We start from the raw sequence: 24,290 nt of genomic DNA, 5'->3' as shown, positions 1-24,290 counted from the left end.
GGTCATTCCTGCACATCAAGACCGATCTTGGCCCGACAGGCGCGCCATGGTCGGCGTGATGCAGGACCCGACACAGTGTAGAGCCGCAACACGACATCCGGGACACCACAACAACGCTCCGGCATGCTCACCACCTCCTGGACCGGCTTGCGCGGGGAAGTGCCGGCGGGACCCCATGGAGATGCGCAACATGCAGTTGCCCAGTCAGATCCTGGCCATGGCGCTGGGAAGCCTGGTGGCGCTGGACGCCGCCGCCTCATCACACAACGAGCTGTTCGACCGCATTGCCAAGCGGGCAGAGACACTGGCCAGCGAACCCTATGAAGACGCCGACTCGGAGATCCCGGAAGCGCTGGCCGAGCTGGATTACGATCAGTATCGACAGATACGCTTCCGCCAGGAGCACGCCATCTGGCGCGATCAGGGGCTGTTCGAGGTGCAGTTGTTTCACCCCGGTTTTCTCTATGAGCAACCGGTCGACATTCATCTGGTCGAACCCGACGGCGAGCCACGGCCCTTGCCCTTCGATACGTCACGTTTTCGCTATGACGACGCGGTCGAGCACCTGGCCGAGCGGGACTTCGACGACCTCGGCCATGCCGGCTTTCGGCTGCACTACCCACTGAACAGCGGCGAATACCACGACGAGTTCATGGTCTTCCTGGGCGCGTCCTACTTCCGCATGATCGGCCGCGGCCAGGGCTACGGGCTGTCCACGCGCGGCCTGGCCATCGACACCGCGGAACCCCAGGGCGAGGAGTTTCCTGCCTTTCGCGAATTCTGGCTGGTAAAACCCGAGCCGGACGCCACCCGGATGACCGTCATGGCCCTGCTCGACAGTCCCTCGGTGACCGGCGCCTACCGCTTCGACATCGAGCCCGGCCGTCAGACGATCGTCGACACGCACGCCAGGCTGTTCGCCCGCGAGGATGTCAACAAGCTCGGCGTGGCGCCACTGACCAGCATGTTCATGCATGGTGGTCTGGGCGGCTATCCGGCCGACGATTACCGCCTGCGCGTGCATGACTCCAGCGGTCTGGCCTTGCACTCCGGCCAGAGCGAGCGCATCTGGCGACCCTTGAGCAACCCCGAAAAACTGCATATCTCGAGTTTTCAGGATACCTCGCCCAAGGGCTTCGGGCTGGTACAGCGACCGCGCCACTTCGAGGGCTACCTGGATGCCGAGGCACGCTACGAAAAACGCCCCAGTCAGTGGGTCACGCCACTGAGTGACTGGGGCGAGGGCCAGGTCGAGCTGGTCGAGATTCCCTCGGACAGTGAAGCCAACGACAACATCACCGCCTACTGGGTGCCGCAGGAGCCGTTCGAAGCCGGCGAAGCGCGCAGCTATCATTATCGGCTGCAAACCTTCGGCGCCACGCTACCCGACCAGCAGCTCGGCCACGTCATTCGCAGCCGTCAGGGCTGGGCGGCACTACCGGGACAGGACGACCCGCCGCCGCCCAGCCAGCGGCTCTTCATCGTCGATTTCCGGGGCCCCGCCCTGGAGGGACTCGAGGCCGACCAGCCGGTCGAGTCACAGCTGACCACCTCGAATGGCGACATCATTCAGCAGTGGGTACAGCAATTGCCCGATGGCCAGACCTGGCGCGCCAGCTTCCGGCTCGCCCCGGAGGAAGGCACGCCGGCCGACATGCGATTGAAACTGACACTGCGCGGCCAGCCGCTGACCGAAACCTGGAATTATGTCTGGTATCCCGATGAGCGCCGCTGAGTCCCGGGCCATGGTGGCTCCTGTCCCCTTCCGGCGCACCCGGCGGCTGATTTTCGCGCTGCTGGTGGCCGCAACCACGATCCTTGGCCTGTGGACCATGTTCCGCATCCTCCATGTCGGCGGCCTGACGCCACTCGAACTGGCGGTGATGGCGCTGTTCACGGTGACCTTCGGCTGGATTGCGGTCGCCTTCTGGAGTGGCCTGATCGGTTTTGCGCTGTCGATCATGCGCCGCGACCCGCTCAGCCTGGCCCGGGCCTGCGACCCCCGACCGCCGGACACGGCCCACTCGATCACGGCCCTGGTCATGCCGGTCCACAACGAGGATGTCGAACGCGTGGCGGCGGGCCTCGAGGCCACCTGCCGTGACCTGCCGCCACAGACCGCCGCGCGACGCATCGAGGCCTTCGTGCTCAGCGACAGCACGGATGCCGACAGCATCGCTCGCGAGCACGCCGTCATGGCGGCCCTGCAACAGCGACTGGCCGACCACTGCCGGCTGCATTACCGCCACCGCGACAGCAATGCCGGACGCAAGGCGGGCAACCTCGGGGACTTCTGCGAGCGCTGGGGCGCCCATTACGACTTCATGCTGGTACTCGATGCCGACAGCCTGATGAGCGGCGACACCATCCACCAGATGATCGCGCAGATGGAAGCCAACCCGAACCTCGGCCTGCTGCAGACCGTGCCCATCCCGGTTCGCCAGGACAGCCTGTTCGGACGCGCCAACCAGTTCGCCGCCGCCGTCTACTCGCCCATGCTGGCCAGCGGCCTGAGCTTCTGGCAATCCGATGCCGCCAACTACTTCGGTCATAACGCCATCCTGCGCGTCGCGGCGTTCACTGCCCATTGCGGCCTGCCCGAATTGCCCGGCCGGCCTCCGCTGGGCGGCGATATCCTCAGCCACGACTTCGTCGAGGCCGCCCTGCTGCGCCGCGCGGGCTGGGAAGTGCGCATGCGCACCGACCTGGGCGGCAGCTTCGAGGAAATGCCGAGCCATATCCTCGACTACGCCAAGCGCGATCGCCGCTGGGTCCAGGGCAACCTGCAGCATCTGCGATTGCTGGGCGGCAGCGGCCTGCACATGGTCAGCCGGGTGCATTTCCTGTGCGGTGCCCTGGCCTACCTGTCCTCCCTGGTATGGCTGGCGATACTCGTCGTCAGCACCGCCGATGCGCTGCTGCATGCACTGATCGATCCCAACTTCTTCACCTCCGACGCCCAGCTGTTTCCGGACTGGCCGATCTCTCCGCCCAACCTCATCATGCCCTTGCTGGGCGGCACCCTGGCGATGCTGCTGATGCCCAAGGTGCTGGGCGTGGCCCTGGTCTGGCGACAGTCGGCGGCAGCGTTCGGCGGGCGCGCCCGACTGCTCGCCAGCGCCCTCCTGGAAGCCCTGTTCGCCATCCTGATCGCGCCCCTGATGATGGTCTTTCACAGCCGTTTCGTGGTGGAGGTGCTATGCGGCCGTACCGTAGCCTGGAATGCCCAGTCCCGCGAGGGGCGCGCCCTGCCCTGGCGGGACGCCGTTCGCTACACCTGGCCCGGCACTCTGGTGGGCGCCATCTGGGCAGGCGTGACCTGGTGGTACACCCCCGGCTTCTTCTGGTGGTTGACGCCCGTCTGGCTGGGCCTGCTGCTCGCCGCGCCCCTGGTGCGCTTCAGCAGCAGCCTGACCATCGGACGACGCCTGCGCCGACGCGGCCTGCTGCTGGTGCCCAGCGAGACTTCGGTCCCCGCCGTGCTGAGCCACCTGGCCGGTCAGGCCCCGTTGGAGGACGCGGCCGAGCTCACGCCGCCGCCCGCGGAATACCGCCGCGCCATGCCGTTGCAATCCTTTGCCGGCGACTGGGCACTGGCACCGGGTAACAAGAAGGAGTCCGCCACTGGCCCCTGACCCCCCTGTTCAAGCCTCGACGAGGTGTTAGAGTAGAGGCTCTCGCTTGACGGGGTGCCGGTTACACCGGCTGAGATGACGCTCGCCCTCAGGGGCACAGCGTTGATCCCGTGGAACCTGATCCGGGTGGCGGCGACTCATGGTCGCCCGTGAACCGGCGTAGGGAATCAAGCGCAGCGCCCGGTGCCGCTATACCGGTCGTCCTGCCCGCTCGTTTCGCTGCGCCCACATGCCGGATCCCGACACCGGAGACATGATGGGTTACCAATTTCACGACCTGACCGACGCCTGCCAGACTGACTGGCGCGCCTACATCGAGCACGACTTCGTGCGTTCGCTGGGCGATGGCAACCTGGCCCCCGAGGCCTTTCGTCACTACCTGCAACAGGACTATCTGTTCCTGATTCACTTCTCGCGCGCCTATGCCCTGGCGGCCTACAAGAGCCACGACCTGGCCGAGCTGCGCCACGCCTTCGAGGGCCTCAAGACCATCCTCGACGTCGAGCTCGATCTGCATGTGGGATTCTGCCGCGAATGGGGCATCAGCGAGGAGGACCTGGCCAGACTGCCCGAAGCCCGCGCTACCCTGGCCTACACGCGCTATGTGCTGGACACCGGCAGCCGCGGCGACCTGCTCGACCTGCACGTGGCGCTGGCGCCCTGCCTGGTGGGTTACGGCGAGATCGCCAACTGGTTGAACGCGCGACCGAGCACCCTGCGGGGCGACGCCAACCCCTTCGAGTCCTGGATCGCCATGTACGCGAGTGATGACTTCCAGGCCGCCATGCGCGACGAGATCGCCTGGCTCGACGCCCGTCTGGCCGAGGTGACGCCGGCGCGTTTCGCTCGACTGGCGGAGATCTTCCGCGACGCCACCCGCCTGGAAATCGACTTCTGGCAGATGGGCCTCGACCAGACCGCTTGAAGCCCCGGTGGTCTAGGTCGCCACTCTCGGACACCAGCGTTGGTGGGTGCCGGATGCCATCCACCCTGTGGGCTGGCATGCTATCTGCATGAGACGTTCCGGTTCCTGACGCGAGAGTGGCGGCCATGATGCCCAGATCACATTCCACACCGATCGATGCGGCGCAATTTCGGCGCCGCACCCACCAGCATCTGGAGATGCTGTATGGCCCGCGGGCCGATGAAGTCCTGCGCCGCCTGGAAACCCTGCTGACTCACCAGGCCCCGGCCAGATCGACGCCGGACACAGCCCCTGTGCCCCTGTGGAGCCAGCGTGACCAGTGGCTGATCAGCTACGGCGACAGCCTGGTCGCCGATGACATGCCGCCCCTGCAGGTGCTCGAGGACTTCCTGAACCGCCACCTGGGCGACACCCTGAGCGGCGTGCATATCCTGCCCTTCTTCCCCTGGAGCAGCGATGACGGCTTCTCGGTCATTCACTATCGCGAGGTCAATGCCGAGCTCGGTGACTGGGATGACATCCAACGCCTGGGCCAGCGCTTCGATCTGGGGGTCGACCTGGTACTCAACCACGTCTCGCGGGAGTCGCTGTGGTTTACCGACTACCTGACCGGCAGCCAGCCGGGCCGCGACTACTTCATCGAGATGGACCCGGATACCGACCTCTCGGCGGTCGTGCGGCCGCGCAGCTCGCCATTGCTGGTCAAGGTGCCGACCCGGCGCGGGGTGCGCCACCTGTGGGCGACCTTCTCGGAAGACCAGATCGACCTGAACTTCGCCAATCCGGATGTGCTGCTGGAGTTCATCGGCATCCTGCTGTTCTATCTCGACCAGGGCGCCAGAGTGATACGCCTGGATGCCATCGCCTATCTCTGGAAGCAGGTGGGTACGTCCTGCATACATTTGCCCCAGACCCACGAGGTGGTGCGCCTGCTGCGCACCATCATCGACCATGTCGCCCCCGATGCCCTGCTGCTGACCGAGACCAATGTGCCCCACGAGGAAAACATCAGCTACTTCGGCCTCGATCGACTGGCGGCCCCCGACGCGGGCGACGCGTCCCCTGACGAGGCGCATCTGGTCTATCAGTTCCCCCTGCCGCCCCTGCTGCTGCACACCCTGACCTGCGGCGAAGCCGGCACCCTGGCAGCCTGGCTGCGCAGCCTGCCCGAACTGCCCCCGGGCTGCAGCTTCCTGAATTTCACGGCAAGCCACGACGGCATCGGCGTTCGCCCCCTGGAAGGCTGGCTGCCACAGCACGACATCGATGCCCTGGTCGAACTGATGCACCGCTTCGGCGGCTACGCCAGCATGCGCACCCGCGACGACGGGGAGGATGCCCCCTACGAGCTCAACATCACCTGGTTCGACGCCATGAAGGGCAACCGTCGCGGACCGGATGCCTGGCAGACGCCCCGCTTCCTGTGCAGCCAGCAACTGATGCTCGGCCTGCGCGGCATTCCGGCGATCTACCTGCATGTCCTGACGGGGACCCTCAACGACCTGGAAGGCGTGGAACGCAGCGGGCGCCTGCGCTCGATCAATCGCCGCCGTTGGCAGCGAGACGAGCTCGAATGGCTGCTCGAAACGCCCGCCACCCCGACCCGGGAAGTCTTCAAGTCGCTGACCCGGATGCTGGATGCGCGGCGTCAAGAACCCTGCTTCCATCCCGATGCACCGCAGCGGGTGCTGGACACGCCACCCAGCCTGATCGCCCTGCAACGCGGCCCGACCGCTGACGGCCGCCGCCTGATCGCCGTGCACAACGTCACCGACCGGCCCCAGCCACTCGAACTCCCGGAACTGACCCACGGCCAGTGGCACGACCTGCTCGCCCAGGCCCCCTGGAACCACGAAGCAACACTCGGCCCCTACCGGAGTCTGTGGCTGGTGAATCAGCCGTAAGCATTATCCCCCTCGACGGCGTCGTGCAGGCGTTCGAGAACATCCGGGATGGCGGCGCGCACGCGGTTCCAGCTGGCGATGAAGGGGCGTTCCCCAGGGTTGTCGAGGAAGGCCGAGCCGGCGTCGAGCAGGTTGCGGGCGAACAGCTCGACGGCCTGTTCCTCGGCATGACGGTCCAGGGTCAGGCCGTTCATGGTGGCGTCGTGGTCGTAGGCCTCGATCAGATCCAGCGCCATACGGTAGTAGGTTGCCTTGAGGGTACGGAAGTCCTCGGCGCTGAAGGTCACCCCCTGGGTGGCCAGCTTGCGATACAGCGCCTTGGCGATATCCAGGCTCATGCGATTGAGACCGGCCGCGGCATCGTCTTCCGAGACCGGCTGATGCTTGTGGTCGTAGCTATCGGCCAGATCCACCTGACACAGACGGTTGGTCGAGTGATTGCGCTGCACCTCGGACAGCACACCGATCTCCAGGCCCCAGTCGGCGGGGATGCGGATGCCGTCGAGGACGTCACTGCGCATGGCGAACTCGCCCGACAAGGGATAGCGGAAGCTGTCCAGGTAATCCAGGTACGGCAAGGGGCCGGCGATGACCTTGAGCGCCCGCAGCAGGGGCGTGACCATCAGACGTGACACCCGACCATTGAGCTTGCCCTCGGCGATACGCGGGTAATAGCCCTTGCAGAATTCATAGTTGAAGTGCGGATGCGCCACCGGATAGAACAGCCGGGCCAGCATGCCGCGATCATAGGTCAGGATGTCACAGTCATGCAGGGCCACCACCTGGCTGCGGGCCGAGGCCTGTACATAGCCGGCGCAGTACCAGACATTGCGCCCCTTGCCGGGCTCCTGGGGAGAGAGTCCGCGCGCCTCCAGCTCGCGATCCAGGGCCGTCAGCTTGGGGCCATCATTCCACAGGATGCGATGCCGCTGGGGAAGTCGCGCGAAGAACTCGCGGGCATGGCGAAACTGCGCCTCATCGGCCCGATCCAGGCCGATGACCACCTCCTCCAGATAGGGCGCGGCGGCAATTTCCTGAACAATGTGGTTCAGCGCCGGACCTTCCAGTTCACTGTACAGGGACGGCAGAATCAGGCTCATCGGCCGCTGCCGGGCAAACTGCACCAGGTCGGCTTCCAGCGAATCGACCGAACGGTGGGTCAGGTTATGGAAGTCGGTAATGATACCGTTCTGGTGAAAATCACTCATGGGAACGCCCTCCCGGGGCGGCAGGTTCCAGGGGAGCAACGCCTTCGTTGCCCCACCAGTGCGTGACGCCCTCGGCCCAGCCGACAGGCCCCACGGCCCGGCTGACATACAGGGCCGACTGGTTCGGCCTGACCGCGAGGCCATGGCGCGCGGGGATCACCACCGCGCTGTCGACGGCTTCCAGCATGCGGACGTCATTGGGCCCATCCCCAAGCGCCAACGTCAGCGGCCGGACGCCCCGCATCGCCGCAAAACGCGCGATCAACCAGATGACGGCATCGCCCTTGTCGGCCTCCCCGGTCACATGCCAGAAGCGGCCGCCCCGTACACTGCGAAGCCCGTCACCCTTCAGCGCCTGATGGAAGGCCTCGAGCTTTTCTTCGCTATCCTCCCAGATCAGCGGCTCACTGCCCTCGCGCATCCTGGCCAGGCGCGCCTGCGACTCGGTCAGGCCGGTCACCTCGATCAAGCGCTCCAGAGACATCTCGCTCATCGGCGTGAAATACGCCCCCAGACGCTCGCGCCAGACCGCCAGACGCTGTCGGATGAAGCCGATATCGATACCCAGGGTATGCACCACCAGCCCATCGGCATCCGCTGAGTGGGAAGCATGTCGCCAGGTCATGGGCAGGCCCACCACGGCCCCGTTCTCGGCCACGAAGGGCGATGCCTCGAGCCCGAGTTCACGCCTCAGGCCGAGCAGCTCGCTGCGCGTCTTGCTGGTCACCGGAATCACCGGCACACCGAGACTCGCCAGACGCGTCAGCCAAGCAGCCGCCGGCGACCAGGCATAGGTATCGTGATCCAGCAGCGAGCCATCCAGATCACTGAACAACAAGCGCGGCGCATCGGGCGCGGTGACGGTAGACGACATGGCAATACCTGGCGTGTGTCATGGATATGGGGTTTCCCTTGCAGGCCGCGTGCCAACTTCACACCAGCCGCCCATTTATCCCCGGGGCTGGCCGGTGCCTGCACCATGAAGCGCCGTGGCAGCGCTCCACGGTACGTCGCTGCGCACCATCCAGGTGCACGCCTCCGCCATCGGGCTCCTGGTCTCCCATACAGGATAGTGCGACCGAGGGCGGGGCTGGTCTAGCGACGTGAATGAGCATATCCTCAAGGCATCAACACGCTCCCCACGACGACGGAGAAGATAATGGCCGGCTTGTTATCCACTGCCGACCCGAATGGACTGCTCGAATACTCGGTGGTCAACGCGGATCGTGCTCTCAACCCCATGTCGCCGCACTTTCAGCAGGTGATGAGCGACATCGCCGCCACCCTGAAGCGCGTCTATCGCGCGCATTCGGCGGTCATCGTGCCCGGCAGCGGGACCTTCGGCATGGAAGCCGTGGCACGCCAGTTCGCCAGCGAGCGGCGCTGCCTGGTGATCCGCACCGGGGACTCCAGCTATCGCTGGAGCCAGATGCTCGACCAGGGCCGTATCCCGGCGGACCGCAATGTTCGCCGGGCGGCCCGCGAGGACGAGGATGATCCCGTATCCCCCTTTGCCCCGCCGCGTATCGAAGAGGTCATCGAGGCGATTCGCGACCAGCAGCCGGATATCGTCTTCGCCCCTCATGTCGATGCCTCGTCGGGTATCCTTCTGCCCGATGAATACATGCGGCGCATCGCCGAAGCCATTCACGAAGAAAACGGCCTGTTCATTCTCGACAGCAGTGCTTCGGGCGCGGCCTGGGTGGACATGCTGGATATCGGCGTCGATGTCCTGCTCAGTACGCCTCAGGGTGGCTGGAGCAGTACGCCCTGCTGCGGCATGGTCATGCTGTCGCGCCTGGCACGCGAGATCATCGATGAAACCCGCAGCACCAGCTTTGCCTGCGACCTGCGCCAGTGGCTGACGGTCATGGAAACCTTCGAGGCCGGCGAGCATGCCTATCATGCCAGCCTGCCCACCGACGGCCTGCGCCAGCTGCGCGATAGCATGGCGGAAATCGAAGCGTATGGCGTCGACAAGCTGCGTGATCAGCAGTTCGAGCTGGGGCGTCGCGTACAGGCGATGCTCGACGAACACGGTTTCAAGTCAGTGGCCGCCGAAGCCTATCGGGCACCGACGGTGGTGACCCGTTACACCCCTGATGCGGAGCTGGTCGACAGGCTCGCCGAACTGGGAGTTCAGGTGACCCCCGGCATTCCCCTGATGTGCGGTGAAGGCGAGCACTTCAGAAGCCTGCGTATCGGCCTGTTCGGCATCGACAAGCTGACGGACATCGACGCCACCCTGGAGCCTCTGCAGCGTGCCCTGGCGCAAGTCGCCCCGGCGCCGGATGCTGCAGGCACTCCGCCCCCGGAATGATCAAGACCCGTTGAGCCGAGCATGACGCCGAACGCGAACGGGCAACCCAGGGTTGCCCGTTCCGCTTATTGGTCCGGAGTCGTCACAGCCGAGCCAGCGCTTGTCTCGACGCCGGCTCGGGGGCAGGAGAGTCAGCCCAGCAGCGCCAGGATGATGCGTTCGCCGTAGCCCCACAGCAGCACCGTCATGCCGAGCAGTACCTCGAGAATCAGCACGCCGAAGGCCAGCGTCGTGCTGGAGACGACAAAGGCTTCCTCGCGACTGATGTTCAGGAAGGCCGGAATGCCCAGATAGAGCAGGTAGGCGGTGTAACACAGTCCGATGGTGCCGGCGAGCAGACAAAGCCAGATCAGCGGATAGATCGACACAATGCCGCTGAGAAACATGGGCGTGGCCACATAGCCGGCAAAGACGATGCATTGACTCTGCTTGGGCGGGTTATGCGCGTATCGCTTGGCCATGTATCGGATGACCTTGCCGACCGCATAGACCGCCGCCAGTATGACCAGGTAAAACACGACCCCGGCCCCCAGGGCATCCATATACCCCAGTTGTATGGTGGTGCCACCCCCCAGGCTCCAGCCGACCTGTGTCGTGCCGATATAGGAGCAGACGACCGGAACGGCCGCCAACAGCAAGACATGATGCTCATAGAGATGCGTGAGTGTCTCACGCTCTTCCTTGATCTGTTTCCACTCGCGGTTCGGGTGGGCCATCAGACCCCATACATGTGTCAACATAGCGCTACCTCCTGCCGGAGACAGGCCAGGATCGGCCCGTCGGTCCACTGCGTCATCTGTCAGTATGAGTATAGGCAGGAATCCGGGGAATATGCCCCCGGATCATCGCATTGGAGCGAACGACAGCGTCAGGTCAGGGCGGTCCACAGCGGTGTGGCGGGCGGCAGACTGGCATCCACCGACATCATCAGGCTGAGCACCGTGATGGTGATGATCGAGAAGGCAAAGACACGCTTGGCCCAGCGGGCTTCATCATCCGCCCGATAGCCCTGCACGGCCAGATACAGCCAGTAGAGCCCCATCAGCAGAGCCACAATGAAGTACCCGTAGCCGGCATACCCCGCCACGCTCAATGCCAGCGAGGCCAGCACGAAGGCCAGGATGTAGCCGAGGATGTAGTGCTTGGCCGTCCTGATGCCGCGCACCACCGGCAGCACGGGAATCCGCGCCGCCTGATAGTCCTGCAGACGAAAGATCGCGATGGCATAGGAATGCGGCATCTGCCACAGGCAGAAGATGACGAGCAGCGTCAGCGCCCCCGTATCGAACTGCCCGGTCACCGCGCAATAGCCCACGACGGGCGGCATGGCACCGGAGAGACTCCCCACCAGGGTGCCGTACTCGGAATGACGCTTCATGTAGAGGCTGTAGACGCCGACATAAATCGCGAAACCGAAGGCAGCCAGGCCTACCGTCACCCAGTTGGTGAAGAACCCGAGCAAGGCAAAGCCCGCGACCCCGAGCAGGGTCGCGAAGCGCAGTGTTGCCGCCGGTGTGAGTCGGCCCTGCACCAGGGGGCGGGACTGCGTGCGTTGCATCATCGCATCGATGTCGCGATCGATGACGTTGTTGAACGCGCAGCCCGAGGCGATGACCAGGGCCAGACCGGCCACCGTGGCCATCAACAGCCAGGGATCGACATCGCCCCGGGCGGCCAGGAAGAAGCCGCCCAGTACTGCGATCACATTGCCGCCGATGATGCCCGGCTTGGTGATGGTGAGGTAGTCCTTGTGCATCCTGTCCGCCGGAGTCAACCGATCATCATGTTCTGATGCAGGTTGTACATGATCCATACGGAACCTCCGATCACCAGAACCAGGATCGACACGGTGAAGACGAACGACATGAAGTTCCAGCCCTCGTCCGCCTTGGTGTTCATGTGCATGAACAACACCAGCTGGACGAGCAACTGAGCCACCGCCGTTGCCACGATGATCAGTACCGTGGCGCTGGTTGCCAGCGCATCGGTCATCACGATCCCGAAGGGAATGATGGTCAGCACCAGGGACAGGATCAGCCCCGTCACATAGGACTTGACGCTACCATGGCTGTGTTCTTCGTGAGAGGCATTTCCACTCATGTCAAAGGACTCCCATCAGGTAGACGAAGGAGAAAACGCAGATCCAGACGATGTCCAGGAAGTGCCAGAACAGGCTCAGGCACATGATCCGCGGGCGAGTCATGTCGGTCAGGCCCTTCTGCTGCAGCTGGATCAGCATGACGATGATCCAGATCAGACCAAAGAAGACGTGCAGACCGTGGGTGCCCACCAGCGTGAAGAACGCCGACAGGAAGGCACTGCGGTCCGGACCATAGCCGAGATGGATCAGGTGCTGGAACTCGTAGATCTCGATCCCGATGAAGCCCGCCCCCAGCAGGAAGGTAATGGCGAGCCACTTCTTGACCTTGTCGACCTGGTCGGCATTCATCGCCAGCACCGCCATGCCGTAGGTGAAACTACTCACCAGCAGCAGGAAGGTACTGATCAGGATCAGATCGAGCTCGAAGATATCCGCACCGGACGGGCCCCCGGCCGTGCCCCCGAGGAGCACGGCATAGGTGGCGAACAGTGATCCGAAGATCACCAGGTCGCTCATCAGGTAGACCCAGAAGCCGAAGATCTTGGTCCCTGCAGTGTCGTGGTGATCATGCTCGTGGGCATGATCCTCGTGGTTGCTAAGGGTATCGGTAGCCATGATTACGCCTGCATCTCCACACGTTGTTGGTGCTCGCGCTCGATGCGCTCGACTTCAGCCGCCGGGACATAGTAGTCCACGTCCTCTCTGAAGACGCGCGCCATGAAGACCGCGAAGGTTGCGATGCCGCCGACGATGGCCAGCCACCAGATGTGCCAGACCAGGGCAAAGCCGAAGACGGTCGCCAGCAAGCCGATGACCGGCCCTTCCCAGGTATCCTTGGGCATGTGGATGTCCTGATAGGGAGGCTTGGAACGCGGCGGCGTGCCACCGTTGGCCTGCTTCTTGTCCCAGAAATCATCGATATCGCTGACTTCGGGCTCATGGGCGAAGTTATAGAACGGCGCCGGCGAGGACGTGGACCACTCGAGCGTCCGGCCATCCCATGGATCGCCGGTCACGTCCGCGTTCTTCTTGCGATCGCGAATGCTGACGGCGAACTGGATCACGGTGCAGGCAATACCGCACATGATGACGACGGCGCCGACCCAGGCCAGAATCATCCACGACTGCCAGTCACCATTCTCGTAGGACTGCATGCGACGCACCGCGCCGAAGAAGCTCAGCACATAGAGCGGCATGAAGGCCAGATAGAAGCCGATGATCCAGCACCAGAAGGAGCGCTTGCCCCACTTCTCGTCCAGCTTGAAGCCGAAGGCCTTCGGGAACCAGAAGGTCAGGCCGGCCAGCATGCCGAACACCACGCCGCCGATGATCACATTGTGGAAGTGAGCAATGACGAACAGGCTGTTGTGCAGCACGAAGTTGGCGGCCGGCAGTGCCAGCATCACACCGGTCATGCCACCCAGGGTAAAGGTGATGATGAAGCCCAGCGTCCACAGCACCGGCGAGGTGAATTCCAGACGCCCGCGATACATGGTGAACAGCCAGTTGAATATCTTCACGCCCGTGGGTATGGCGATGATCATCGTCGCTATGCCGAAGAAGGCATTGACGTTGGCCCCCGCGCCCATGGTGAAGAAGTGGTGCAGCCAGACGATGAACGACAGGAAGGTGATCGCCACGGTCGCCCAGACCATGGTGCCGTAACCGAACAGCCGCTTGCGCGCAAAGGTCGAGATGACCTCGGAGAAGACGCCGAAGGCCGGCAGGATGAGAATGTACACCTCAGGATGGCCCCAGGCCCATATGAGGTTGACGTACATCATCATGTTGCCGCCGAAATCATTGGTGAAGAAGTGGAAACCCAAGTAACGGTCGAGCGTCAGCAGCGCGATGGTCGCGGTCAGGATCGGGAAGGACGCGATGATCAGGATGTTCGCGCACAGCGACGTCCAGGTGAAGATCGGCATGCGGAAGAGCTTCATGCCCTTGGTGCGCATCTTCAGGATGGTGACGAAGAAGTTGATGCCGGTCAGCGTCGTGCCGATACCCGATACCTGCAACGCCCATATCCAGTAATCGACCCCGACGCCGGGACTGTACTCTATCCCCGATAATGGCGCATACGCCAGCCACCCCGTCTTGGCGAACTCGCCCAGGAAAAGCGACACATTGACCAGGATGACGCCGCCCACGAACAACCAGAAGCTGAGGTTGTTGAGGAACGGGAAGGCCACGTCCCGGGCACCGATTTGCAGCGGTACCACCAGGTTCATCAGGCCGATGACCATGGGCATGGCGACGAAGAAGATCATGATCACGCCATGGGCGGTAAAGATCTGATCATAGTGGGAAGGCGGCAGGAAGCCTTCCGCCCCCGATGAGGCCATGGCCAGCTGGCTGCGCATCATGATGGCATCGGCAAAGCCGCGCAGCAGCATCACCAGTGCGACGAGGAAGTACATGATGCCGAGCTTCTTGTGGTCGACGGAGGTGATCCACTCCCGCCACAGATAGCCCCACTTGCGGAAATAGGTGATGGCAGCAAAGAGCGCCGCCCCACCGATGACGATGGCGATCATGGTCGACACGATGATCGGATCGTGTGTCGGTATCGCCTCAAGACTGAGTTTTCCGAACATAATTTACTCCGCTGCCTCCGCGCTCATGGACTCGCCGTGAGACTCGGCATCATTGTGAGACTCGGCGTCACTGTGAGACTCGTCACCACTGTGAGACTCGTCACCGTGGGACTCGGACTCAGCATGGCCACCACCATGGCCTATCGCTTCTCGAGCACTGTTATCGACATACTCATCCATGTGCTCGGCGTGGCTGCCGCCGGCATGGAAGCTCTTGAGGATCTGCTCGTAGAGAGAAGAAGGCACGTCCCCGAAGTACTCGACCTCGTGGTTCGCGCTGGGCGACACCAGCTCATAGTACTCTTCCGGGAAGTTCAAGGACTGGGAGGAAGACTTCACTTCCTCGACCCAGGCGTCGAATTCTTCCTGAGTTCCCACCTGCGCTTCGAACGTCATCCCCGAGAAGCCCGCACCACTGTAGTTGGTCGAGCGTCCCGCATAGGTGCCCGGCTCATCAGCCACCAGATGGACGTCGTTATCCATGCCGGCCATGGCATAGATCTGGCTGCCCAGGCGCGGAATGAAGAAGGAGTTCATTACCGAACCCGACGTCACGCGGAAACGTACCGGCGTATCTTCCGGGAAGGCGACCTCGTTGACCGTGGCGATGCCCTGTTCGGGATAGATGAACAGCCATTTCCAGTCCAGCGAGACGGCCTGGATTTCCATCGGCTCCTGCTGATCCTCGTCAGGCGCGATGGCCTTGTGAGGGTCCAGGCTGTGCGAGGTGTACCAGGTCAGAACGGCCAGGAAAAGAATGATGACACAGGGGATGAACCAGACGACCGCCTCGATCTTGTTCGAGTGAGACCAGTCAGGCGAATAGGTCGCATCCTTGTTGCCGCGGCGATACCGCCAGGCGAACAACAGCGTCATGACGATGACCGGGATGACAACGATCTGCATCAGACCAAAGGCAGTCAGAATCAGGGTGCGCTGTTCTTCCCCTATCTGCCCCTTGGGATCCAGCAGCGCCGAACTGCAGCCCGCCAACAGCAGTGGCAGCGATAGCAGCAGCAGGACGCCGAGCATGCGCAGGGTGGGATTTCTTCTCATGTTTCAACCTCATCAAGGCTTGGCGGCGAACGCGTACCCGCTTGAGCTCAGCAGGCAATGCACGCACCGAAGCGCTCTCCCGCGCGGGTCGCGGACATCTTGAAACAAGTGCTGCACGACCGTCGTGGAGAGTGCTTCGGGCTCAGTCACGGCGCGCTACCCGCGGCAACGACTCGCTGCGACATCGCCGGGCGGGAAGATGGTGCCGTGAGGCACACATTCTGATGGTCCGGGCGCAGAATGGGAAGGGCGGATTTGCGGCAGGTTGTCGCACCCTGTCACACCGATGCGACATCCGCCTCGGAAATGACCTCGTCGATATCGCCCAGGTCAGCGAAGCGTGCCGGCCTGACCATGCCATGCTTGCTGGGATCGACCACCAGGATGCGCCGCTGGGCAGTGGCGATGGCGGCCTGCTTGGGCGCCACCTCATGAAAATGGAAGCAGCTCAGCCCCTGGCGCGGATGCACCCCGGCCGCCGAAATGAAGGCCTTGTTGATGCCCAGCCGGGTGATGGTATCGGTCATTTCCTCGCCTTCGAAGGAACGCGAAGATGACTGATAGAGCCCTCCCGACAGCCACAGGCGCACACCGGGCCGCTGACTCACTGCCTCGGCCACGTTGAGCGCATAGGTCACCACGGTCAGCGAGAGGTCCGACGGCAGGTTGGCCGCCAGCGGCATCAGCGTGGTACCGCAATCGATGAACAGGGTGTCGCCCTCTTCGAGCATGGCCAGGGCCCTGTCACACAGGCGCTGCTTGCTCTCGGCATGCCGATCATGCTGGGCCAGCAGATCATATGCCGGCGCATGGCGCGGGTCATCGGCTTGCATCAGCAGCCCGCCGACCAGCACCAGGCCGCTATCGCCACCGGCCAGGTCGCGCCGAATGGTCATCTCGGAAACCCCGCACAGCACTGCCGCCTCGGCCAGACGCAGGCTGCCTCCCCGGGATAACGAAGCCCTCAGATGCTCGAGACGCGCTGCACTGCGTTCATTCACTCTACCTTCTCCGTTCACTGACATCAATCGACCCACGAGCCGAGAGGCATTCGCCGCCTCGTGTACATCGCGTTTGCGGGACAGGGTTGCGACCCTGGATGTTAATAAAATAACATCCGCGCGTTAATGTATTAACAGAGGCGTCACGTCCCTTCAAGCCTGACGGGGCGATGGCAACCAACCACGCTGTCAGTGATGAACCACTTTCCAGTTGCCTTGCATCACACGACAACAATACTCAAGGGAAACCACCATGCCGCGCCCGACTGCCATGAAACAACTCGCTCCACTGACCGGCCTCGCCCTCGCCGCCGCCTCTCTGCCGGCCACCGCCGAAGAGGGCTCGGCCTTCACGCCGCTCTGGTCGTTCGGCAATGTCTCCGTCAACTACCTCGACTGGTCGAGCGGCACCGAGAGCCGCACCTCGACCAACGCCGCCAAGGGTGACTTCTTCTACCTCGAGTTCGAGGGTGGCGTCGGCTTCGACTGGGGCGAATTCTACGCCTTCTACGACTTCGAGAACCCGCAGAACGATCAGTCCGAGGAGGATGGTCGCGACAACCGCCGTGGCGCCGGCAAGGCCACCTCGCACATCTACCTGGGTGACACCCCCTTCTCGCTGTACTTCCATGTCTACGACTTCCGTGACCATGGTTATGACAGCAAGGAGCAGGACCTCATCGCCGGCTTCGGCTACCGCCATACCTTCGATAACGGCCTGTGGTTCAAGCCCTTCCTCGGCAAGGCCTGGGTGGAAAGCGACGACAACGCCTACAGTGGTCAGAACGGCTACATGCTGGGCTGGGTGCTGGGTTACGACTTCCAGGCCTGGGGCCACAACTTCAGCGTCAGCAACTGGCACGAGCAGACCTTCGATCGAGACGACGAATACCTGCAGCAGAACTACGTCAATGGCCCGGCCGGCAGCACCGGCACCAACGGCGCCGTCGGCCTGTGGTGGCATCCGGTCGAAGAGGTCACGACAGGTATTCAATACCGCTACTCCAACAACAAGCTGGGGACGGCCGATGATTACCAGAACGCCATGATCTATACCCTGAAGTACAATTTCCTGTAAGCCACGCGGCTGCGCCACCCGTCATACGGTCATGAGGGCCATGACGCCCTCATGCCAACGACCACAAGGACATTGCCATGACCTTGATCATGAGTCTCGTCGGCATGGCGACACTGATCGCCATTGCCCTGCTGTTTTCCGTCAACCGCCGCGCCATCCGCATGCGCACCGTGGTCGGCGCCTTTGTCATCCAGGCCGGACTGGGCGCCTTCGTGCTCTATGTGCCCTTCGGTCAGGCCGTGCTGGCCACCGTCTCCGAGGCTGTCAGCCAGGTGGTGACCTATGCCAATGACGGTATCGACTTCCTATTCGGCAAGCTCGCCAACACCGACGAAGTCGGCTTCGTCTTCGCCATCAAGGTGCTGCCGGTCATCATCTTCTTCTCCTCGCTGACGGCCGTGCTCTACTACCTGGGCATCATGCAGTGGATCATTCGCCTACTCGGCGGCGCCCTGCAGAAGGCACTGGGCACCTCGCGCACCGAGTCGCTGTCGGCCACCGCCAATATCTTCGTCGGCCAGACCGAGGCGCCGCTGGTGGTACGCCCCTTCATCAACCGCATGACCAAGTCGCAGCTGTTCGCGGTGATGTGCGGCGGCCTGGCCTCCGTGGCGGGCTCGGTGCTGGCCGGCTATGCCGCCCTGGGCATTCCCATGGAATACCTGGTGGCCGCTTCCTTCATGGCCGCGCCGGGCGGGCTGCTGTTCGCCAAGCTGATCATGCCCGAGACCGAGACGCCCAACGACAGCGTGTCCACGGCCGAGCAGGAGCTCGAGGCCGAGGATCAGCCCAGCAACGTGCTGGACGCCGCCGCTTCCGGCGCCTCCTCCGGTCTGCGCCTGGCCGCCAATGTGGGCGCCATGCTGCTGGCCTTCATCGGCATGATCGCCCTGCTCAACGGCATCCTCGGCGGTGTCGGCGGCTGGTTCGGCATGGAAAGCCTCAGCCTCGAGCAGATCCTCGGCTGGCTGTTCGCGCCCCTGGCCTTCCTGCTGGGCATCCCCTGGTCCGAGGCCACCCTGGCCGGCTCATTCATTGGCCAGAAGCTGGTGGTCAACGAGTTCGTCGCCTACATCAACCTGGCGCCCTACATCAGTGGCGAGGAAGTCGTGGCCGCCACCGGCGAGGCCATGACCACGCACACCAAGGCGGTACTGTCCTTCGCCCTGTGCGGTTTTGCCAACCTGTCGTCGATTGCCATCCTGCTGGGCGGCCTGGGCAGCATCGCCCCCAGCCGCCGCCACGAGATCGCGCAATTTGGCATCCGGGCCGTTCTGGCAGGTACCCTGTCCAACCTGATGTCGGCGACACTGGCCGGCTTCTTCATCGCCCTGGGCGCATGAGCACGTCCTGCAAGGGGGCCCCGGGCCCCCTTTCCCCGCGCCCGGTGCGAACCGATCGATGCCCCGTAGCATTGAGCCCTGCGGCTCATTCCCATGCCTTTCAAGAGAGCACGCCATGAACGACCTTACACGGACTGCCCGTCAGGCACTGACACTGATGGACCTGACGAGCTTGAACGACGACGACACCGATGCGCGTATCGAGTCGCTGTGTCAACGCGCCAAGACACCGGTCGGCAATCCGGCGGCTATCTGCATCTATCCACGCTTCATCGTCCCCGCGCGTCGCGCGCTCACCGCGCATCGCCTGAACGACACCATCAAGATCGCCACGGTCACCAATTTTCCGCATGGCAGCAGCGATGTCATGAGCGCCGCCCGCGAGACCCGCGAGGCCGTCGCCTCGGGCGCCGATGAGGTCGATGTGGTATTCCCCTATCGCGCCCTGCAGCAGGGCGACGAGGAAACCGGCCGCGAACTGGTCGAAATGTGCAAGGCCGCGGCCGGCGGCAAGACACTCAAGGTTATCCTGGAAACCGGCGAGCTGGCCGATGCGGCCCTGATTCGTCGTGCCTCGGAACTGGCCATCCATGGCGGTGCCGACTTCCTCAAGACCTCCACCGGCAAGGTGTCGGTCAATGCCACCCTGGAAGCCGCCGAAGTCATGCTCGAAGTCATTCGTGACCATGGCGGCGAAGTCGGCTTCAAGGCCGCCGGCGGGGTGCGCACCGCCGAGGATGCCCAGGCATACATCCAACTGGCCGAACGCATCATGGGCGCCAACTGGGTCAGCCCGCAGCACTTCCGCTTCGGCGCCTCCGGCCTGCTCGACAACCTACTCGAAACCATCGGCGTGGTCGGCGGTATCGACATGGAAGGCCTGGATGATGACGAGGAGGTCGATTACTGATGCTGCCCCAGGAAGCCATTCGCGCCAAACGCGATGGTCAGGCCCTGGATGCCGCGACCATCAATGCACTGGTCGCCGGCATCAGTGATGGTCGCCTCAGTGATGCCCAGGTCGGCGCACTGGCCATGGCCATCTTCCTGAATGACATGAACGCCACCGAAACGGTGGCGTTGACCGAGGCCATCCGCGACTCCGGCGATGTGCTCGACTGGGCGGCGCTGGACCTGCCCGGCCCGGTCATCGACAAGCACTCCACCGGCGGCGTGGGCGACGTCGTCTCGTTGATCCTCGGCCCCTGGATTGCCGCCTGCGGCGGCCATGTGCCAATGATCTCCGGCCGCGGCCTCGGCCATACCGGCGGCACCCTGGACAAGCTGGAGTCCATCCCGGGCTACAGCGTGTCGCCGGATACCGCCACCTTTCGGCAACTGGTCAAGGAAGTCGGCGTGGCCATCATCGGCCAGACCGCCGATCTGGCGCCGGCCGACAAGCGCCTCTACGCGGTGCGCGATGTCACCGCCACCGTGGAGTCGCTGCCGCTGATCGTGTCGTCCATCCTGGGCAAGAAACTGGCCTGCGGACTCGACGGCCTGGTCATGGACGTCAAGGTCGGCAGTGGCGCCTTCATGCCCACACCAGAAGCATCTCGCCAACTGGCCGAGACCATTGCCGAGGTCGCCAGCCGCGCCGGCACCTCGACCACGGCCGTGCTCACCGACATGAGTCAGCCGCTGGCCCCGTGCGCGGGCAATGCCCTGGAAGTGCGCGAAGCCCTGGCCGTGCTCACCGGCGAGCGCCGCACCGGCCGGCTGCTCGAGGTGACCCGTCACCTGGCCATCGAGATGCTGATGGCCGGGGGCCTGGCTCAGGATCAGGCGAGTGCCGAGCAACAGCTCGAGCGGGCCCTGAGCTCCGGCGACGCCGCCGAGCGCTTCGGCCGCATGGTGGCCGGTCTGGGCGGGCCGACGGATTTCGTCAGCGCGCCGGATCAGTACCTGCCGACGGCACCGGTCATCCGCCCGGTCCTGGCACCGCGCAGCGGCTACCTGCGCGCCATGGATACCCGCGCCCTGGGCATGGCAGTGGTCGAACTGGGCGGCGGACGACGCTCCCCGGACGATGCCATCGACCATGCCGTGGGCCTGGCCGATATCGCCGAGCTGGGCACCCGCCTGGAAGCCGGTCAGCCGCTCGCCACCCTGCATGCCCGCCGCCAGGAGGACGCCGAGCGTGCCGAGCGCCAGCTGCTCGACGCCATCGAACTCGGTGAGGCAGCCGCTTCACCGACCCTGATTCACGACACCATTCGCCGGGAGGCCCCATGACACGTGCTATCGTGCTCGTCCTCGATTCCTTCGGCATCGGCGCCGCGCCTGACGCCGAGCAATTCGGCGATGCCGGCGCCGACACCCTGGGCCATATCGCCCGCGAATGCGCCGCTTCGACACAGCGTGGTGCCCTGCAGCTCCCCAATCTGGCCGAGCTGGGCCTGCTCCACGCCCACCACGAGAGCACCGGCCACTGGGCGCAAGGCATGACGCCACCGACGAGCGTGAGCGGCGCCTACGGCCATGCCCGCGAGGTGTCCTCCGGCAAGGATACGCCCTCGGGGCACTGGGAAATCGCCGGTGTGCCGGTGCGTTTCGACTGGGGCTACTTCAGCGACCCCGACGACAGCTTCCCCGCCGAACTGCTCGACGCCCTGATTGCCGAGGCCGAGCTGCCCGGCGTGATCGGCAACTGCCATGCCTCGGGCACCGAGATCATCGCCCGCCTAGGCGAAGAGCATGTGCGCAGCGGCCAGCCGATCGTCTATACCTCGGCCGACTCAGTCTTCCAGATTGCCGCCCATGAGGACAGCTTCGGCCTCGAGCGCCTCTACCGCCTCTGCGAGACCGCCCGTCGCCTGCTCGAGCCCTACAACATCGGCCGCGTCATCGCCCGCCCCTTCAACGGCGAGGATGCCGCCACGTTCGCGCGCACCGCCAATCGCCGCGACTACAGCGTCGAGCCGCCCTCGCCCACCGTGCTGCAGCGGCTCTGCGAGGCCGACGGCCGGGTCACCGCCATCGGCAAGATCGCCGATATCTATGCCCACTGCGGCATCTCGCGCAGCATCAAGGCCAGTGGCCACGATGCCCTGTTCGACGCCACCCTCGACGCCATGGCCGAGGATGGCGAGCGCAGCCTGATCATGACCAACTTCGTCGATTTCGATATGGTCTACGGCCACCGTCGCGACGTCGACGGCTATGCCGCCGCCCTCGAGCACTTCGATGCGCGCCTGCCGGAAGTGCTGGCCCGACTCCGCGACGACGACCTGCTGATCCTGACCGCCGATCATGGCTGCGACCCCACCTGGCACGGCAGCGACCATACCCGCGAGCACATCCCGATTCTCGCCCTGGGCGGCGGCCTTTCCGCCGGTTCCCTGGGCGCGCGCACCAGCTTCGCCGATATCGGCCAGAGCCTGGCCGACTACTTCGACCTGGCGCCGATGGACGACGGCGAGACCTTTCTGACGGAGAACTGACTCATGGCTACCCCTCATATCAAGGCCGAGCGCGGCGACTTCGCCGACACCGTGCTGATGCCCGGCGACCCGCTGCGGGCCCGCTATATCGCCGAGAACTTCCTCGAAGCCCCGCGCCTGGTCAACGACGTGCGCAACATGTACGGCTACACCGGCACCTACCAGGGACGTGAGGTCTCGGTGATGGGCCACGGCATGGGCATCCCCTCGGTGTCCATCTATGCCAAGGAACTGATCACCGAGTTCGGCGTCGAGCGACTGATCCGCGTGGGCTCCTGCGGCGCCGTGCGCGACGACGTCAACGTCCGCGACGTGGTCATCGGCATGGGTGCCAGCACTGACTCCGGGGTCAACCGCACGCGCTTTCTGGGCAACGACCTGGGCGCCATCGCCGACTTCGAGATGACCCGCCACGCCGCCGATGCCGCGCGTGATCACGGCATTCCGGTCAAGGTCGGCAACATCTTCTCCGCCGACCTGTTCTATGACCCGCGTCCCGAGATGGTCGAGATGATGCGCCGCTACGGCATCGTCGGCGTCGAGATGGAAGCCGCCGGCCTGTATGGCGTCGCCGCCGAGTTCGGCGCGCGTGCCACCACCATCTGCACCGTCTCCGATCACATCGTCAAGGGCGACTCCCTGTCCAGCGACGACCGCGCCACCACCTTCGATGACATGATGCGTATCGCCCTGGACAGCGTGCTGCGCGATGACGCCGGAGGTGCGGCATGAGCGAATCAGTGGAGGCGGAGATCGTCAGCGCCCTGGTCGCCGTGCGCGACCGCGCCTATGTGCCCTACTCCCGGCATCCGGTGGGCGCGCTGATCGTCAGCGAGAGCGGCACCCGCTACAGCGGCGCCAATGTCGAAGTGGCGCACTACAAGGGGCTGTGCGCCGAAGCCTCGGCCATCGCCGCCATGGCCAGTGCCGGCGAGCGGCGCCTGCAGGACGTCTATGTCATCGGCCCCGGCGAGCACCTGTGTACGCCCTGCGGCGACTGCCGCCAGCGCATCCGCGAATTCGCCGACGACCGGACACGCATTCACGTGGTCGATGCCGAGGGCCGATTGCTCAAGCGCTACACCCTGGAACAGTTGCTGCCGGACGCCTTTGGCCCCGATAATCTGCAACTCGACGGATGATCTCATGGCCGGTCGGCCCGGCCGGCCAGCCTGTAACGCGGAAGTGACCTCATGCAGAGTCCCGCTCTCGCCATCGCTCGCACGCCCCTGGTCGCCGTCTACGGCACGCTGAAACGCGGCCTGCGCAATCACCACTGGCTGGACGGCGCGACCTTCGTAGGCACGGACCGACTGACCACCGCCACGCTCTATGATCTGGGCCACTGCCCCGGCGCCAAGGCCGAACCATCCCACGGCGTGGAAGTGGAGGTGTATCGCGTCAGCACCCGCATCTTCACCGGCCTCGATCGTCTGGAAGGCTATCGTGTCCGCGCGCCGGCCCATGGCGATTACGACCGAGCCATTCATGCCACCGCCTTCGGCCCAGCCTGGCTGTATCTCTACAACCACGACGTCAGTGGTTGTCCAGCCATTCGTGAAGGTAGCTGGCGGCCCACGGGTTAAGCTGAACATGGGAACCAGCGCATAATGGTCTGGCCAAGCGCGCCTGTCTCCCGTTAGATTCGCCCCTTACCACCGACCCCACGGAGCCCC

The 24,290-nt window shown here is 64.3% G+C and carries 22 protein-coding genes and 1 riboswitch; of the genes, 13 read left to right on the top strand and 9 right to left on the bottom strand.

All coding sequences use genetic code 11. The annotated features are described in order from the left end of the window. Positions 1-190 precede the first annotated feature (190 nt). From QWY79_RS12075 to QWY79_RS12060, 4 genes are all read left to right on the top strand, one after another. Positions 191-1,735: an OpgD/OpgG family glucan biosynthesis protein gene (locus QWY79_RS12075; protein WP_290273047.1), complete on the top strand. Its 1,545-nt coding sequence runs from the start codon at positions 191-193 to the stop codon at positions 1,733-1,735. 10 nt (positions 1,736-1,745) lie between these two features. After that, entirely contained in the window at positions 1,746-3,635 is a 1,890-nt protein-coding gene (mdoH, locus tag QWY79_RS12070; RefSeq protein WP_290273045.1) for a glucans biosynthesis glucosyltransferase MdoH, read from the top strand. A gap of 40 nt (positions 3,636-3,675) precedes the next feature. Further along, positions 3,676-3,819: riboswitch (TPP riboswitch) on the top strand. A gap of 72 nt (positions 3,820-3,891) precedes the next feature. Further along, entirely contained in the window at positions 3,892-4,560 is a 669-nt protein-coding gene (tenA, locus tag QWY79_RS12065; protein WP_290273044.1) for a thiaminase II, read from the top strand. 128 nt (positions 4,561-4,688) lie between these two features. After that, positions 4,689-6,464 carry a sugar phosphorylase gene (locus tag QWY79_RS12060; protein WP_290273449.1) on the top strand — a complete coding sequence of 592 codons (1,776 nt, stop codon included), beginning with the start codon at positions 4,689-4,691 and terminating at the stop codon, positions 6,462-6,464. On the opposite strand, the gene QWY79_RS12055 is transcribed toward QWY79_RS12060, so the two are convergent. Continuing rightward, on the bottom strand, positions 6,455-7,672 hold the full coding sequence (locus QWY79_RS12055) for a glycosyltransferase family protein (RefSeq protein WP_290273042.1): 1,218 nt from the start codon (positions 7,670-7,672) through the stop codon (positions 6,455-6,457). The genes QWY79_RS12060 and QWY79_RS12055 overlap by 10 nt on opposite strands. Next, entirely contained in the window at positions 7,665-8,546 is an 882-nt protein-coding gene (locus tag QWY79_RS12050) for an HAD-IIB family hydrolase (protein ID WP_290273041.1), read from the bottom strand. The genes QWY79_RS12055 and QWY79_RS12050 overlap by 8 nt, the downstream gene beginning before the upstream one ends. A gap of 285 nt (positions 8,547-8,831) precedes the next feature. On the opposite strand from QWY79_RS12050, the gene QWY79_RS12045 reads away from it, so the two are divergent. After that, positions 8,832-9,992 (top strand): pyridoxal-phosphate-dependent aminotransferase family protein, encoded by a 1,161-nt coding sequence (locus tag QWY79_RS12045; protein ID WP_290273039.1) that lies wholly within the window; start codon positions 8,832-8,834, stop codon positions 9,990-9,992. A 131-nt stretch (positions 9,993-10,123) separates the two neighbouring features. On the opposite strand, the gene QWY79_RS12040 is transcribed toward QWY79_RS12045, so the two are convergent. From QWY79_RS12040 to QWY79_RS12010, 7 genes are all read right to left on the bottom strand, one after another. Further along, positions 10,124-10,732: a Yip1 family protein gene (locus QWY79_RS12040; RefSeq protein ID WP_290273037.1), complete on the bottom strand. Its 609-nt coding sequence runs from the start codon at positions 10,730-10,732 to the stop codon at positions 10,124-10,126. A 128-nt stretch (positions 10,733-10,860) separates the two neighbouring features. Then, positions 10,861-11,748, bottom strand: a complete 888-nt coding sequence (gene cyoE / locus QWY79_RS12035; protein ID WP_290273033.1) for a heme o synthase — start codon at positions 11,746-11,748, stop codon at positions 10,861-10,863. A gap of 14 nt (positions 11,749-11,762) precedes the next feature. Continuing rightward, positions 11,763-12,092: a cytochrome o ubiquinol oxidase subunit IV gene (gene cyoD / locus QWY79_RS12030; RefSeq protein WP_290273032.1), complete on the bottom strand. Its 330-nt coding sequence runs from the start codon at positions 12,090-12,092 to the stop codon at positions 11,763-11,765. Position 12,093: 1 nt separating this feature from the next. After that, positions 12,094-12,708: a cytochrome o ubiquinol oxidase subunit III gene (gene cyoC, locus QWY79_RS12025; protein ID WP_290273030.1), complete on the bottom strand. Its 615-nt coding sequence runs from the start codon at positions 12,706-12,708 to the stop codon at positions 12,094-12,096. 2 nt (positions 12,709-12,710) lie between these two features. Continuing rightward, positions 12,711-14,693: a cytochrome o ubiquinol oxidase subunit I gene (gene cyoB / locus QWY79_RS12020; RefSeq protein WP_290273029.1), complete on the bottom strand. Its 1,983-nt coding sequence runs from the start codon at positions 14,691-14,693 to the stop codon at positions 12,711-12,713. A 3-nt stretch (positions 14,694-14,696) separates the two neighbouring features. Beyond that, positions 14,697-15,749: a ubiquinol oxidase subunit II gene (gene cyoA, locus QWY79_RS12015; RefSeq protein ID WP_290273027.1), complete on the bottom strand. Its 1,053-nt coding sequence runs from the start codon at positions 15,747-15,749 to the stop codon at positions 14,697-14,699. A gap of 278 nt (positions 15,750-16,027) precedes the next feature. Next, positions 16,028-16,750: a DeoR family transcriptional regulator gene (locus tag QWY79_RS12010; protein ID WP_290273025.1), complete on the bottom strand. Its 723-nt coding sequence runs from the start codon at positions 16,748-16,750 to the stop codon at positions 16,028-16,030. Positions 16,751-17,003: 253 nt separating this feature from the next. Here QWY79_RS12010 and QWY79_RS12005 point away from each other — a divergent pair, with 253 nt between their 5' ends. The 8 genes from QWY79_RS12005 (at position 17,004) to QWY79_RS11970 (ending at position 24,200) form a co-directional block, all read left to right on the top strand. Continuing rightward, positions 17,004-17,828 (top strand): outer membrane protein OmpK, encoded by an 825-nt coding sequence (locus tag QWY79_RS12005; protein ID WP_290273023.1) that lies wholly within the window; start codon positions 17,004-17,006, stop codon positions 17,826-17,828. 77 nt (positions 17,829-17,905) lie between these two features. Continuing rightward, on the top strand, positions 17,906-19,171 hold the full coding sequence (locus QWY79_RS12000) for a NupC/NupG family nucleoside CNT transporter (protein WP_290273021.1): 1,266 nt from the start codon (positions 17,906-17,908) through the stop codon (positions 19,169-19,171). A 115-nt stretch (positions 19,172-19,286) separates the two neighbouring features. Then, a complete protein-coding gene (deoC, locus tag QWY79_RS11995) occupies positions 19,287-20,081 on the top strand; it encodes a deoxyribose-phosphate aldolase (RefSeq protein WP_141317646.1) in 795 nt (264 codons plus the stop codon). Further along, positions 20,081-21,406, top strand: a complete 1,326-nt coding sequence (deoA, locus tag QWY79_RS11990; RefSeq protein ID WP_290273019.1) for a thymidine phosphorylase — start codon at positions 20,081-20,083, stop codon at positions 21,404-21,406. Before deoC ends, deoA begins: the two co-directional genes overlap by 1 nt. Further along, a complete protein-coding gene (locus tag QWY79_RS11985) occupies positions 21,403-22,614 on the top strand; it encodes a phosphopentomutase (protein ID WP_290273017.1) in 1,212 nt (403 codons plus the stop codon). Before deoA ends, QWY79_RS11985 begins: the two co-directional genes overlap by 4 nt. A 3-nt stretch (positions 22,615-22,617) precedes the next feature. Beyond that, on the top strand, positions 22,618-23,346 hold the full coding sequence (gene deoD / locus QWY79_RS11980) for a purine-nucleoside phosphorylase (RefSeq protein ID WP_290273015.1): 729 nt from the start codon (positions 22,618-22,620) through the stop codon (positions 23,344-23,346). Beyond that, a complete protein-coding gene (cdd, locus tag QWY79_RS11975) occupies positions 23,343-23,756 on the top strand; it encodes a cytidine deaminase (RefSeq protein ID WP_290273013.1) in 414 nt (137 codons plus the stop codon). Before deoD ends, cdd begins: the two co-directional genes overlap by 4 nt. Positions 23,757-23,807: 51 nt before the next feature. Beyond that, entirely contained in the window at positions 23,808-24,200 is a 393-nt protein-coding gene (locus QWY79_RS11970) for a gamma-glutamylcyclotransferase family protein (RefSeq protein ID WP_290273011.1), read from the top strand. The last annotated feature ends 90 nt before the right edge of the window (positions 24,201-24,290 follow it).

It is taken from the genome of Halomonas sabkhae, from assembly GCF_030409265.1.
GTDB lineage: Bacteria > Pseudomonadota > Gammaproteobacteria > Pseudomonadales > Halomonadaceae > Halomonas > Halomonas halmophila.
Note: the sequence above shows the minus strand (reverse complement) of the source record. Positions and strands in the feature narration are given on the sequence as shown.